The sequence below is a fragment of the Streptomyces boncukensis genome, from assembly GCF_011045075.1.
Taxonomy (GTDB): Bacteria; Actinomycetota; Actinomycetes; order Streptomycetales; family Streptomycetaceae; genus Streptomyces; species Streptomyces boncukensis.
Map to the genome: position 1 here is coordinate 1 of NZ_JAAKZZ010000177.1, position 13,544 is coordinate 13,544.

The 13,544-nt window shown below is 72.5% G+C and carries 10 protein-coding genes; 2 read left to right on the forward strand and 8 right to left on the reverse strand.

What is annotated here, in order from left to right; genetic code table 11:
* Positions 1 to 81 precede the first annotated feature (81 nt).
* The 6 genes from G5C65_RS18085 to G5C65_RS18110 form a co-directional block, all read right to left on the reverse strand.
* Positions 82 to 714 carry a hypothetical protein gene (locus tag G5C65_RS18085; protein WP_165299892.1) on the reverse strand — a complete coding sequence of 211 codons (633 nt, stop codon included), beginning with the start codon at positions 712 to 714 and terminating at the stop codon, positions 82 to 84.
* Positions 711 to 1,916 (reverse strand): ParA family protein, encoded by a 1,206-nt coding sequence (locus G5C65_RS18090; protein ID WP_338146497.1) that lies wholly within the window; start codon positions 1,914 to 1,916, stop codon positions 711 to 713. The genes G5C65_RS18085 and G5C65_RS18090 overlap by 4 nt, the downstream gene beginning before the upstream one ends.
* A 348-nt stretch (positions 1,917 to 2,264) precedes the next feature.
* Positions 2,265 to 3,380 carry an alanine dehydrogenase gene (ald, locus tag G5C65_RS18095; protein WP_165299901.1) on the reverse strand — a complete coding sequence of 372 codons (1,116 nt, stop codon included), beginning with the start codon at positions 3,378 to 3,380 and terminating at the stop codon, positions 2,265 to 2,267.
* A 171-nt stretch (positions 3,381 to 3,551) separates the two neighbouring features.
* Positions 3,552 to 5,555, reverse strand: coding sequence for an AAA family ATPase (locus G5C65_RS18100; protein WP_165299894.1), 2,004 nt, complete (start codon positions 5,553 to 5,555; stop codon positions 3,552 to 3,554).
* Positions 5,556 to 5,695: 140 nt separating this feature from the next.
* On the reverse strand, positions 5,696 to 6,331 hold the full coding sequence (locus G5C65_RS18105; RefSeq protein ID WP_165299895.1) for an NUDIX domain-containing protein: 636 nt from the start codon (positions 6,329 to 6,331) through the stop codon (positions 5,696 to 5,698).
* A 5-nt stretch (positions 6,332 to 6,336) separates the two neighbouring features.
* Entirely contained in the window at positions 6,337 to 8,016 is a 1,680-nt protein-coding gene (locus tag G5C65_RS18110) for a CTP synthase (RefSeq protein ID WP_165299896.1), read from the reverse strand.
* A 409-nt stretch (positions 8,017 to 8,425) separates the two neighbouring features.
* On the opposite strand from G5C65_RS18110, the gene G5C65_RS18115 reads away from it, so the two are divergent.
* Positions 8,426 to 10,243: a glycoside hydrolase family 15 protein gene (locus G5C65_RS18115; protein ID WP_165299897.1), complete on the forward strand. Its 1,818-nt coding sequence runs from the start codon at positions 8,426 to 8,428 to the stop codon at positions 10,241 to 10,243.
* A 77-nt stretch (positions 10,244 to 10,320) separates the two neighbouring features.
* Here the strand turns inward: G5C65_RS18115 and G5C65_RS18120 are convergent, their stop codons facing one another.
* Both G5C65_RS18120 and G5C65_RS18125 read right to left on the reverse strand, forming a co-directional pair.
* Positions 10,321 to 11,487 carry a beta-1,3-glucanase family protein gene (locus G5C65_RS18120; protein ID WP_165299898.1) on the reverse strand — a complete coding sequence of 389 codons (1,167 nt, stop codon included), beginning with the start codon at positions 11,485 to 11,487 and terminating at the stop codon, positions 10,321 to 10,323.
* Positions 11,484 to 12,461, reverse strand: a complete 978-nt coding sequence (locus G5C65_RS18125) for a glycoside hydrolase family 16 protein (RefSeq protein ID WP_165299899.1) — start codon at positions 12,459 to 12,461, stop codon at positions 11,484 to 11,486. The genes G5C65_RS18120 and G5C65_RS18125 overlap by 4 nt, the downstream gene beginning before the upstream one ends.
* A gap of 112 nt (positions 12,462 to 12,573) precedes the next feature.
* Between G5C65_RS18125 and G5C65_RS18130 the strand changes: the two genes are divergently transcribed.
* Positions 12,574 to 13,544: LacI family DNA-binding transcriptional regulator (locus tag G5C65_RS18130; RefSeq protein WP_241265880.1), on the forward strand; the 971-nt coding region annotated here is incomplete at its 3' end.

Below are 13,544 nucleotides of genomic sequence, written 5' to 3' on the forward strand. Positions count from 1 at the left end.
GGGCCCCGGCCCAGGGGGCGGCGGGAGCTCCGGATCGCGGGGTCGGTGCTGGGCATCGCTCGCAGGGTACTGGCAGGGCGCTCAGCGCCCGCGCAACCGCCGCACGAGAATGCTCGCGTCTCCCCGGGACTCCAGGTCCGCGAGCACCACGGCGACCGCCTCGCGCACGATGCGCCCCCGGTCCACCGCGAGCCCGTGCTCGCCGCGCAGCACCAGCCGCGCGTGCTCCAGGTCCATCAGCTCCTCGGCGGAGACATAGACCGTGATCTTCTCGTCGTGCCGCTCGCGCCCGCTGGGTCTGCGGTTCGCCGCCCGGCTGCGCCGGTTGGCGGACGACGAGCCCGCTGTCTGCCGCCCCTTGGCGGCGCCGCGTCCGCCGCCGGCGGCGGGCTGCCCGGTGGCGCTCCGCTGGTCCTCCGGCTTGCCGGCGGGCGGGGTGCGGGCCTCGCGCTCGTGCTCGCCGCCGCCGTTCGCGGCGGCGGTGCCGCTCTCGGCGTCGTCCTCGCCCGCCGAGGCGTGCTCCCGGCCCCCGCCCGTGCCCTCGGGCTCGCCGGACTGCGCGGGCACCTTGGGCGACTCGCCGTTCACCTGGGCCGGGGCACCGCTCTGTCCCGGGCCCTGCTGCCGGGATTGCTGGGACTGCTGGGGGGCCGACGGCTGGACGGCGGATCCCCCTGTCGTACGGAACAGTTCGTCGGCTGCCGGGAGACTCACTCGGCGTGGCACCGGGCGAGCACCTCCCTGGCGAGCTGGCGATAGGCGGCGGCGCCGACGGAGTTGGACGCGTAGGTGGTGATGGGCTCGCCCGCGACGGTGGTCTCGGGGAAGCGGACGGTGCGGCCGATCACGGTGTGGTAGACGTTGTCGTCGAACGCCTCGACCACCCGGGCCAGCACCTCCCTGCTGTGCACCGTGCGCGAGTCGTACATCGTGGCCAGGATGCCGTCGAGCTCCAGCTCCGGGTTGAGCCGCTCCTGCACCTTCTCGATGGTCTCGGTGAGCAGCGCGACACCGCGCAGCGCGAAGAACTCGCACTCCAGCGGGACGATCACCTTGTGCGCCGCGGTGAGCGCGTTCACGGTCAGCAGCCCGAGCGACGGCTGGCAGTCGATGACGATGAAGTCGTAGTCGTTCAGCATCGGGCCCAGGGCGCGCTGCAGCGTGGACTCGCGCGCGACCTCGCTGACCAGCTGCACCTCTGCGGCCGACAAATCGATATTGCTGGGCAGCAGGTCCATGCCCGCGACCGCCGTCTTCAGCAGCACCTCGTCGGGCGCGAGGCCGCGCTCCATCAGCAGGTTGTAGACGGTGAGGTCGAGCTCCATCGGGTTCACCCCGAGGCCGACCGACAGCGCGCCCTGCGGGTCGAAGTCGACGAGCAGCACCCGGCGTCCGTACTCCGCGAGCGCGGCGCCCAGGTTGATGGTCGAGGTGGTCTTGCCGACCCCGCCCTTCTGGTTGCACATCGCGATGATCTTCGCGGGGCCGTGCTCGCTGACGGGGCCCGGGATCGGGAAGTACGGCAGGGGGCGCCCGGTCGGGCCGATGCGCTCCCGGCGCTGCCGCGCCGCGTCCGGCGCGAGGGTGGCTGCGTACTCGGGGTCGGGCTCGTACTCCGCGTCCGGATCGTAGAAGTGCCCCTCGGGCAGCTCGCCGTAGTGCGGGTCGTAGTTCGGGTCACTGTAATCGGCGAAGCGTTCGGCAGGCTGACCGTTGCCGTCGCCGGCCGTGGCGTTCACGTGGCGGCCGTCCATACTCTGGTGGGCTGTCATGCTCGTTGGTGGGGTCTGGTGGGCCGCGAAGGTGCGGACAGCGATGGAGCCGACAGCCTCGGGCCCCGAGGAGCCAGGCGTCCCCTGGCCTCGCACAGGCGCTCCTGGTTGACCACCCCCGGGAGAAAATGTCGACTCATTCACAAGTCGTCCTACCTCCTTGGTGACCAGGAAACTTCTAGACAGGTCAGCGTGACACCATGCCGACGCTTGGGGACTCTATGGCGTGTCGGCGGTCCGCAGCAACACAATCCGCCGGAGACGGCACGATGTGTCGGTAACCGCACGCCACCGTGTCAAGAGCCCGGGAGATCCCCGGGAGCGGTTTCACGGGTGTGCAAAACGGTTAGACAGTTACGTTCAAGGCGAGTTGGGGACCGCTCACCCGAGATCGATTACGGAAGCGGCCGGACCCTGTCCTCAAGGTCCGGCCGGTTACGTGATGTTGCCGACGTTGACGTGCGGGGTTGACCCCGGTCACAGCAACACCCGCTAGCCGAGCAGCGTGGCCGCGTCCCGGGCCGGCAGCCCGTGCGCCTCGGCGACCGGGCCGTAGACGAGTTCGCCGTCATGCGCGTTGAGCCCCTTGGCGAGCGCCGCGTCCCGGTGGAGCGCCTCGCGCCAGCCGCGGTTGGCCAGCTCCACGATGTACGGAAGGGTCGCGTTCGTCAGGGCGTGCGTGGAGGTGTTGGGCACCGCGCCCGGCATGTTCGCGACGCAGTAGAAGACCGAGTCGTGCACCCGGAAGGTCGGTTCGGCGTGCGTGGTCGGGCGCGAGTCCTCGAAGCAGCCGCCCTGGTCGATCGCGATGTCGACAAGTACACTTCCCGGCTTCATCCGGGACACCAGCTCGTTGCTCACCAGCTTGGGCGCCTTGGCGCCCGGGATCAGCACGGCGCCGACGACCAGGTCCGCGTCCAGGACGGCACGCTCCAGCTCGTACGCGTTGGAGGCGACGGTCCGCACCCGGTTGCCGAAGATCTTGTCGGCCTCGCGGAGCTTGTTGACGTCCTTGTCGAGCAGCGTGACGTGGAAGCCGAGGCCGACCGCGATCTGCGTCGCGTTCCACCCGGAGACACCGCCGCCGATGACGACGGCGCGCCCCGCGTTCACCCCCGGGACTCCGCCCGGCAGCACACCTCTGCCCCCGGCGGAGGCCATCAGGTGGTAGGCGCCCACCTGGGGCGCGATCCGGCCCGCGACCTCGGACATCGGGGCGAGCAGCGGCAGCGAGCGGTTGGCCAGCTCGACCGTCTCGTACGCGATGGCCGTGGTGCCCGACTCCAGCAGCGCGTCCGTGCACGCGCGGGAGGCCGCGAGGTGGAGGTAGGTGAAGAGGACCTGGTCCTTGCGCAGCCGGTGGTACTCCTCGGCGACCGGCTCCTTGACCTTCAGCAGCAGATCGGCGGCGGCCCACACCTCGTCCGCCGTGCCCAGGATGGCGGCGCCGGCGGCGGCGTACTCCTCGTCCGGGATGGAGGAGCCGACGCCGGCCGACCGCTCCACATGGACCTCGTGGCCGTTCCGGACCAGCTCGTGCACCCCGGCCGGGGTGATGGCCACGCGGAACTCGTTGTTCTTGACCTCGCGGGGGATGCCGACCTTCACATCGATCACGGTCCTTGACTCAGGTTGCAGACAGCGGGGAGCGGCCGGGTCGGGCATGCCAAGACAGCCGGTATGACCACGGCCCAACCAGTTTAATGAAGGACTCGCACCTGTCTAGCCTTACAAAGGTGCGATCTTTTTCAGGATCACTTTAGATTTCGCAGGTAGTCATCAGGTGCTCTCCCGGCGCTCGGCCGCCGCCAGCAGCCGGTCGGCCGCCGCCCGGTGCACACGGGCCCCGCGCAGGTCCCCCACACGCTCCGACGCGTCCGCCACCCGCAGCCGCAGCGCGGCACACAGCCTGTCGTCACCCGCCTCCTGCGCCGCTTCCAGCGCCTGCAGACAGCTGCGCAGCGAGTCGTGCGGGCGGTCCGCGTACTCCTGCACCCGGGCGACCTCCGCGAGCGCACGGGCGTGCGAGCCGGCGTCGCCCAGCCGCCGGAAGGCCGCGGCGGCGGCCCGCCACGAGCGCAGCGCGTCGCCCCAGCGCCCGGCGTAGGTGTGCACCGCGCCGAGCCGCCCGTGCAGTCGCGCCGCGGCCTCCTGGTCCGGGCGCCCGCCCACGGTCAGCCGCAGGGTCAGGGCGCGCGCGTACCAGTCGGCGGCCCGCGCCCAGTCCTCCAGCTCGGCGTGCGTCCCGCCCAGCGACTCCAGCGCCCGCGCCGCGGCCTGCTGGTCCTCGCCCGCGCGGGCCGCGTCCAGCGCTGTGCGGTAGCGCACGAGAGCGCCGCGCAGCCGGTCGGTGCGCGCGTCCAGGTCGCCGAGGTTGAGCAGCGCGGCGGCGCGCTCGCGGTGCAGGCCGCCGCGCTCGGCGACCCGCAGCACCAGCTCGTGCAGCTGATACAGCTCCGGGGCCGCCTCCTCCGGGTCCCGGTGCGCCTCGAACGCGCGGGCCAGCGCCGAGATCAGGCGCCGGGCCAGGGTGTCCAGCTCCCCCTCGCTCTCGGAGACCGCCATCCGCACGGCGGCGAGCAGCGCGGGCCGCCGCGCCTCCAGCCACGCCCGCGCCTCGGCGGGACGGTCGAAGCGCAGCGTGCGCGGCATCCCGGTCAGCCGCTTGCGGGCCTCGGAGCCGGGCGGCTCGCAGACCGCCCGGCACGCCTGCAGCCGGCGTACGGTCCGCTCCAGCATCCGGGCCCGCGCCAACAGCACCTCGGCCGGCCGTTCCTCGGCGTCCAGCTCGGTCCGCAGCAGCGGATCGAGGCAGCTCGGCACCGCGTACCGGCCCTCGCCCGCGGAGCGCAGCAGCCCCAGCCGGACGAACTCGTCCAGCGCGGCGTGCGCCACCGCCACGGAGCAGCCCGCGAGCGCGGACGCGGTGTGCGGGTCCGCGTAGCCGGCGGGCGCGAGCGCGAGGAGCCGCAGCATCCGGGCCGGCGACGGTGCGAGCGAGCCGTAGACGAGCCGGAAGGCGCGGCCCAGCGGACCGGACCCCGGCCCCTCCTCCGGCGCCTCGGTCCGGGCGAGCTGCTTGGTCGCGTCGATCACGGACAGCTTGGGCCGCGCGCCGAGCCAGCCGCCCATCAGCAGCAGCGCGGCGGGCAGATCGCCGCACGCCTCGGCCAGCGCCTCCGCGCTGCGCGGATCCACGGTCACCCGCGGGGCCGCGCCCGCGCGGTGGGCCAGCAGCTCGACGGCGGCGGCCCGGTCCAGGCCGCCCAGGGTGCACGGCCGTACGTCGGGTACGCCGGTGAGCGGACCCGCGGCCACCGCGACGACCAGACAGTCCCGGCTCTCCGGCAGCAGGTCGAGCAGCTGCTCGGAGTCGGCCACATCGTCGAGCAGCAGCAGCGCCTTGCCGCGCGCGGCCAGCGCGGCGCGGAACGCCTCGGTCACGTCGTCCTCGTCGGCGCCCGCGGCCGGGACGGGCGCCGCGCCGAGGGCGGCGAGCAGGTCGCGCGCCGCGCGCTCGGCGGGTACGGCGCGGCTGCCGGGGTCGGTGAGACGGGTGCGGAAGAGCCCGCCGGGATAGCGGTCCGCGATCCGCCGCACGAACTCCCCGGCCAGCGCGGTGCGGCCCGAGCCGGGGGCCCCGGCGACGAGCAGCACCCGGCTGTGCGGGAGCGGGCGGCCGGAGAGGGTGTGCAGGCCAGCGCGGTCGATGTCCTCACGCAGTGCGCGGAGTTCGCGCTCCCGCCCGGTGAAGAGGGGATGCGCTGCCGCTTGATCCGTCACAAGAGCCGAGCGTAGTTCACGGCACCGCCCTTGTTACGGACTCGGCGCTGCCGGGTTGCTCCGAAAATCACCACATCGGCTCTATGGGTGCCCCGTCAGGGGCGCCCCGGACGCCGCCCCCCAGAAGGGCCCGACAGAACTCAGCCCTCGAACGGACGGGCGGGCCAGGGGGTCCCGGCGGGACGCAGAGCGCCCAGGCCGCCGCTCCCCGCCAGCGCGGCGGAAAGGGAGAGGGCACCCACGACGAGGCAGTTGTTGTGCAGCTCGCCGGCCAGCGCCCCCCGGACCAGCTCCGCCAGCGGCACCCGCGCCAGCTCCATATCGGCCTCCTCCTCCGAGACCGCGAAGCGCTCGCCGTCCGCCTCGGAGAGCTCCTGTGCGAGGAAGATCCGGACCGCCTCGTCGCTGCCGCCCGGCGTCGTGTAGACGTCGACCAGCACCCGCCAGTCCTCGGCCTTGACGTGCGCCTCCTCGTACAGCTCGCGCTGCGCCGCGTGCAGCGGGTTCTCGCCGGGGACGTCGAGCAGGCCGGCCGGGATCTCCCACAGCTTCTCGCGGACCGGGTGCCGGTACTGGCTCAGCACCAGCACGCGGTCCTGGTCGTCGAGGGCCACGACGGCGACCGAGCCGGGGTGGGTCTGGTAGTCGCGCCGGGCGACGGTCCCGTCCGGCATGACGACGTCGTCGGTGCGGACGCCGGTCTTGTTGCCCTGGAAGGGGGTGGCGGTCGCGGTGACCTCCCACTCCTCGGGGACGTCGGTGATACGCGAGGCCATGGAGGTCACTCCCCTTCTTTCTGTGCGTCCTGCAGCGCGCCGCCCTGCTGGCGCTCGACCGCGGCCCGCACCAGGCCCGCGAACAGCGGGTGCGGGCGGGTCGGCCGGGAGCGCAGCTCCGGGTGGGCCTGGGTCGCGACCAGGTAGGGGTGCGCCTCGCGCGGATATTCGACGTACTCCACCAGCTTGTTGTCCGGGGAGGTGCCCGAGAAGACGAGCCCGGCCTTCTTCTCCAGCTCGGAGCGGTAGTGGTTGTTGACCTCGTACCGGTGCCGGTGGCGCTCCTCGACGTAGGGCTCGCCGCCGTACACCTCGCGGGCGATCGAGCCCTCGGCCAGCTTCGCCGGGTACATGCCCAGCCGCATGGTGCCGCCCATGTCGCCCTCGCCGGCGACGATGTCGAGCTGCTCCTCCATGGTGGAGACCACCGGGTGCGCGGTGCCCTGGTCGAACTCGGTGGAGTTGGCGTCCTTGATGCCCGCGAGGTTCCGGGCGCCCTCGATCACGATGCACTGGAGGCCGAGGCAGATCCCGAGCAGCGGGATCCGGTTCTCCCGGGCGTAGGTGATCGCGCCGACCTTGCCCTCGACGCCGCGGTCGCCGAAGCCGCCGGGCACGCAGACCGCGTCGCAGTCGCCGAGCTGCCGCGCCGCGGCCTCAGGGGTGCGGCAGTCGTCCGAGGTGACCCACTTGATCTGCACCCGCGCGCGGTTCGCGAAGCCGCCCGCGCGCAGCGCCTCGGTGACCGAGAGGTAGGCGTCCGGGAGGTCGATGTACTTGCCGACGAGCGCGATCCGCACCTCGTGGTCCGGCTCGTGGACGCGGCGCAGCAGGTCGTCCCACTGCGTCCAGTCCACGTCGCGGAAGGGGAGGTCCAGCTTGCGCACGACATAGGCGTCCAGGCCCTCGGTGTGCAGCACCTTGGGGATGTCGTAGATCGACTTGGCGTCCTTGGCGACGGCCACGGCGGCGTCGTCCACGTCGCACATCAGGGAGATCTTGCGCTTGATCGCGGTGGGCACCTCGCGGTCCGCGCGCAGCACGATCGCGTCGGGCTGGATGCCGATGTTCCGCAGCGCGGCCACCGAGTGCTGGGTGGGCTTGGTCTTCAGCTCGCCGGACGGGCCGATGTAGGGCAGCAGGGAGATGTGGACGACGAAGACGTTGTCCCGCCCCACCTCGTGCCGCACCTGGCGGACGGCCTCCAGGAAGGGAAGCGACTCGATGTCCCCGACGGTGCCGCCGACCTCGGTGATGACGACGTCCACGTCGTCTGCGGCCATCCGGCGGATACGGTGCTTGATCTCGTTGGTGATGTGCGGGATGACCTGCACGGTGTCGCCCAGGTACTCGCCGCGCCGCTCCTTGGCGATCACCGAGGAATACACCTGTCCCGTGGTGACGTTGGCGGAGCCGTCGAGGTCGACGTCGAGGAAGCGCTCGTAGTGCCCGATGTCCAGGTCGGTCTCGGCGCCGTCGTTGGTGACGAACACCTCACCGTGCTGGAAGGGGTTCATCGTGCCGGGATCGACGTTCAGATACGGGTCCAGCTTCTGCATGGTGACCCGCAGGCCCCGGGCCTTGAGCAGGGCACCGAGGCTGGAGGCGGTGAGCCCCTTGCCGAGCGAGGAGGCGACGCCCCCGGTGACGAAGAGGTGCTTGGTCGTCATGGACGTAGGCGGCATGGCCAAGAGGGGGCTCCCGTGGTCGCGTGGTGAGGTGCGGAGCGAGACCCTGGCTGAAGGTGCTCAGGGGTGCCACCGCTGCGGTTCGGGGGGCTTCCGGGCCGCCGTGTTCGCGGCCGCGAGCCCTCCGGCCCACGGACTTAGAGCGTATCAGCGCCGTCGGCAGCGCGCGTCGCACGAGGCGCGTGTGACTCCCGCGACAGGGCGGCGACGCCCCAGGGTGATGAGGGAGTCGCAGCAGGTGAGGATGGGTAGGAACCTCACTCCATCGGCGCATCCGGAGTCTCGGAACCCGCAGCGTGAGCGATCACTCGGGGGGTAATCTGCTCGGACACTTGCCTGGGCAGGGAGCAACACACAGGTCATTCAGCGCGTCCCTCGGGGCGTAGCGGCGTTCGTTCGACTGGAGATGCACGTGGCTGGGCGCATCGAGGATTACGCACTCATCGGGGACATGCAGACCGCGGCTCTGGTCGGCCGGGACGGCAGCGCCGACTGGCTGTGTCTGCCGCGCTTCGACTCCCATGCCGTCTTCGCCGGGCTGCTGGGAACCGAGGAGAACGGTTTCTGGCGGGTCGGCCCGGCGCCGGTGAACGGCAGCCAGGCCGACCCCCCGCCCGCGGACCGGCGCCGCTACCGCGGCGACTCGCTGGTCCTGGAGTCGGAGTGGGACACCCCGCGCGGCACCGTCCGCGTGATCGACTTCATGCCGCCCCGCGAGAGCCACGCGCCGCAGCTGGTGCGGATCGTGGAGGGGATCAGCGGGCGGGTGCCGATGCGCTCCGCGCTGCGGATGCGTTTCTCCTACGGCTGGGTGGTGCCGTGGGTGCACAAGGTGGGCGACCGCACGGTGGCCGTGGCCGGGCCGGACTCGGTCTGGCTGGACACCGCGCAGGAGACCTACGGCAAGCAGCTCACCACCTACTCCGACTTCACCGTCCGCCCCGGGGACCGGGTGGCGCTGGCCATCAGCTGGCAGGCGTCGCACCGCGAGCCGCCGCCGCCCCCGGACCCGGAGGAGGCGCTGCGCACCACCGAGGAGTTCTGGCGGGAGTGGGTCGGGCACTGCACCTACCACGGCCCGTACCGGGAGGCCGTGGTCCGCTCGCTGATCACGCTGAAGGCGCTGACGTACGCGCCGACCGGCGGCATCGTCGCCGCGCCGACCACCTCGCTCCCGGAGGAGGTCGGCGGCTCCCGGAACTGGGACTACCGCTTCACCTGGCTGCGGGACGCGGCGATCACCCTCTCCTCGCTGCTGCGCACCGGCTACCGCGAGGAGGCCCGCGCCTGGCGGGAGTGGCTGCTGCGCGCCGTCGCGGGCGATCCGGAGAACCTGCAGATCATGTACGGCATCGCCGGGGAGCGGGAGCTGGGCGAGGCGGAGTTGGACTGGCTCACCGGCTACGAGGAATCCAAGCCGGTGCGGGTCGGCAACGGCGCGGCGGGCCAGCTCCAGCTCGATGTGTACGGCGAGGTGAGCGAGGCCCTCTATCTGGCCCACCAGACGGGGCTGGCGCGCAACGACTACGCGCAGCTCCTCCAGCTGAAGCTGATCGGCTATCTGGAGAAGCACTGGTTCCAGAAGGACGAGGGCATCTGGGAAGTGCGCGGCCCCCGGCGGCACTTCACCCACTCCAAGGTGATGGCCTGGGTCGCCGTGGACCGCACCGTGAAGCTGATCGAGGCGGGCGACGTGGACGGGCCGCTGGAGCGGTGGCGGGATCTGCGCGACGAGATCCACCGCGAGGTCTGCGAGAAGGGGTACGACAAGGGGCGCAACACCTTCACCCAGTCCTACGGCTCCAAGGAGCTGGACGCCTCGCTGCTGCTGATCCCCCAGATGGGCTTCCTGCCGCCGGACGACAAGCGGGTCATCGGCACCATCGAGGCGATCCAGCGGGAGCTGTCCACCCCGGACGGGTTCATCATGCGCTACCCGACGGCGGGCGCCGAGGCAGGCGTGGACGGTCTGGAGGGCGACGAGGGCGCGTTCCTGGCCTGCTCGTTCTGGCTCGCCGACGACCTGGCGATGATCGGCCGGGTGGAGGAGGCGCGCAAGCTCTTCGAGAAGCTGCTCGCGCTGCGGAACGATCTGGGGCTGCTGTCCGAGGAGTGGGACTCCCGGCTGCGCCGCCAGGTCGGCAACTTCCCGCAGGCGTTCAGCCATGTGCCGCTGATCGACACGGCGCTCCGGCTGACGGCCTGCGGCGCGTACGGAGGGTAGAGCGGGGCGGATCGTTCCGGGCCGGGCCGGGCGGGGCGCCACGGCAGGCGCCCCGCCCGGCCCGGAGTGAGAGCGGCTCAGAACGGGGTCAGCGTGAGCGTCACACTGCTCGGGGCCCCGTCCTCGATATAGGAGGCGAAGCCCCCCACGTCGTCGAAGGCGAAGCCGTACGCCTTGCCGTCCGTGGTCGCCGCGTGCAGCGCCTTGGCGTAGTGGTGGGTGATCTTCCCGCCGTAGAAGCCGGAGGGGTCGTCGGTCGGCTGGTCGGCGTGCGCGGCGAGGGTGGTGCGGTTGAGCGCCGCGCCGAGCACGGCCGCCACGGGGCCCTGGACGCCGTCGTTGGGCGCCTGCAGGGCGCCGTGGCAGAACAGCACGTCACTGGTGCTCGGCCGGTCGAAGGAGAGCTCGCCGGGCCCGGTGAAGGCGAGCTTCCCGCCGCGGACCCGCCCGGTGAACCGCCCGGCGTCGGTGCTGACGGTGAGGTCCTTGCCCTGGTAGGTCTCCCACACCTGGTCCACATACGGGTCGAAGTAGTCTCCTGCGAAGCGGCCCGCGCCGATGCCGTGGCTGGGGGCCAGGACGCGGCGGTCCCCGATCACGAGCCGGTCGAAGCCCTCGGTGCCGCGCAGCGTTTCAAACACCTGGTCGCGGGCGCCGTCCTTCAGGGTGCCCGCCTCCTGGTCCTTCTGGCCCTGGAGGCGGAGGGAGAGCGGGACGCTGAACATGTCCACCATGGTCGTGTTGCAGTACATCCCGGACTCGTTGTACGTGAACTCCGCGGCGTCGTGCAGCACCTCGAAGTTGGGGTCCGACTCCACCCAGCCCGCCGGATACGCCAGCGCGGGCTTGCCGTCGCCGTCCTCGACGGCCTTCATCCTGAGCTTGCCGCCCAGCGCGGTGTAGATCCGTCCGGACATCCGGGGCAGCGTGAGGGTGGTCTCGCCGCTCGCGGAGAGCGGGATGGCGTAGTCGGTGTAGCCGTCGGCGCCGTTGTCGGAGAGGGACACCGGGGCCAGCTCGCCCTCCGGTGTGACGCGCACCTGGCGGGTGCCGTCGTTGCCGACGATGTAGACGTGGATGGACGCGTTGTCGTACGCGCCGGTCCGGTTGACGATCCTCAGCGGCATGGCGGCGGCCTTCCCGCCGCCGGTGGCGCCGCCCGCCTGCGCGGCGAGGACGGCGGCTGCCGGGGTGGCGACGGCGGCGGCAGCGGCCGTACGCAGCAGATTCCTCCGGGTGATCATCGTGTGGCACCTCCGGTGCGCTCGACGGAGACGCGGTCGACCAGCAGCGAGCCGCCGGACTCGGTGGCGGGCGTGGGGGTCGCCCGGCCGGCCACGCCGTCCGGGAAGGCCCCGCCCATGGCCAGGTTCAGCAGGATGAAGTGACCGTGATGGGTGGCCTGGGCCCAGGCGTCCGCGCCGACGTCGTTCTCGCTGACGGAGTGGAACTGCTGGCCGTCCACATACCAGCGCAGCTCCTCGGTGCCGCCGGTGCGGTCCAGCTCCACCGCGTACTCGTGGAAGGCCGACTGGCAGTCGGCGCAGGGCCGTTCGGCGCCCAGGCCCTGCGTCTCGTTGCAGGGTCCGCCGGGGTTCACGCCGCAGTGCAGGACGCCGTGCGTAGCCCGCTGCCCGTTGACGTTCTCCATGATGTCGAACTCGCCTATGCCGGGCCAGTTCCAGTAGTTGCCGCGGTAGGCGTCGCCGAGCGTCCAGAACGCGGGCCAGTAGCCGAGCGCCGCGTCTCCGGACACCTGGGGCAGCCGGAGGCTCGCCGAGATCCGCAGCGTGCCGCCCTCGGGCGCCGCGAAGTCGGTGCGGCGGGTCTCGATGCGGCCCGAGGTCCAGGCGTCGCCGTTCTTCAGGGCCGTGATCTTCAACCGGCCCTGGCCGTCGAGCTGGAGGTTGGCGGGGTCGTCGGTGTACTCCTGGACCTCGCCGGTGCCCCAGTTGTCCGGGCCGCCCGGGTAGCCGTGGCCGGTGTCGACGATCCAGTTCTCACCGGAGGGCGGGGAGCCGGCCGGGCCGTCGAAGTCCTCGCTCCAGATCTCCTGGAGGACGCCGGGCCCGGCGGCGTTCCGCGCGTCGGGCGCCGACTGAGCGGCCTGGGCCGCCGGGACGGCGAGGGCCGCCGCTGCGGCCAGTGCGGCAACGGCCGCCACCGCCGTGCGCCGCCTGCCGCGTCCGGGGGGTATACCGATTCCGGGTGTTCTCATGTTTCGCTCTCTTCTTTGTGGGGGGAAGGTGAGAGCGCTCTCACGTCATGGGCATGCACAGTGCCGAGTCGGCGGAGTAACGTCAAGCCCTGTCGGGGGAAGAGGAGTTGAATTGGCCCGAACCAACGGCCCACGGCCTACCCTGGAAGCGGTCGCCGCCCACGCCGGCGTCTCCCGGGCCACCGTCTCCCGCGTGGTCAACGACGGCCCCGGGGTGCGTGCCGAGGTGCGGGAGCGGGTGCACCGCTCGGTCACGGAGCTGGGGTACGTACCGAACAGCGCAGCGCGCAGCCTCGTCACCCGGCGCACCGGCGCCGTCGCCGTGATCGTCGCCGAACCGGAGAGCCGGGTGTTCAGCGACCCGTTCTTCGCCCGTCAGCTGCGCGGCATCGGCCGGGAGCTGGCGGCGCACGACGCGCAGCTGCTGCTGACGTTCCTGGAGGAGGCCGGGGACGGCGCGCGGGTCAGCCGCTATCTGGCCGCCGGACATGTGGACGGCGTTCTGATGTTCTCGCTGCACGGCGCGGAGCCGCCGCTGGACGGCGCCGCCGAACGGGCCGGACTGCCCGTGGTGTACGGCGGTCGCCCCGGGTGGCAGGGCGCCGCCGCCGACCCCGCGCTGCTGTACGTCGACACGGACAACAGGGGCGGCGCCCGGCAGGCGGTGGCCCATCTGCTGGAGCGGGGGCGCCGGCGGATCGCCGTCATCACGGGGCCGCTCGACCAGACCTCGGCCCAGGACCGGCTCGACGGCTCCCGCGACGCGCTCACCGCCGCCGGCCTCGGCCCGCCGCCCGCCGCCGACGGGCGCTTCACCGCGGAGGGCGGCGAGCGGGCCATGGCCGAACTCCTCGACCGGGCCCCCGGCCTGGACGCGGTCTTCGCCGGCTCCGATCTGATGGCCACCGGCGCGCTGCGGACGCTGCGGGAGCGCGGGCTGCGGGTGCCCGCGGACGTCGCCGTGGTGGGGTACGACGATCTGGAGCCCGCGTCCTGGGCCGACCCGCCGCTGACGACGGTGCGGCAGGACGTGGAGCGGATGGGGCGGATCATGGCGGGCCTGCTGCTGCGGTGCCTGGGGAG

Excerpts from the sequence above, each read along its gene's own strand:
- G5C65_RS18105 (WP_165299895.1), bottom strand. The coding sequence starts at position 6,331 with ATGGCCTCGCGTATCACCGACGTCCCCGAGGAGTGGGAGGTCACCGCG.
- G5C65_RS18110 (WP_165299896.1), bottom strand. The coding sequence starts at position 8,016 with ATGCCGCCTACGTCCATGACGACCAAGCACCTCTTCGTCACCGGGGGC.
- G5C65_RS18115 (WP_165299897.1), top strand. The coding sequence starts at position 8,426 with ATGCACGTGGCTGGGCGCATCGAGGATTACGCACTCATCGGGGACATG.
- G5C65_RS18120 (WP_165299898.1), bottom strand. The coding sequence starts at position 11,487 with ATGATCACCCGGAGGAATCTGCTGCGTACGGCCGCTGCCGCCGCCGTC.
- G5C65_RS18125 (WP_165299899.1), bottom strand. The coding sequence starts at position 12,461 with ATGAGAACACCCGGAATCGGTATACCCCCCGGACGCGGCAGGCGGCGC.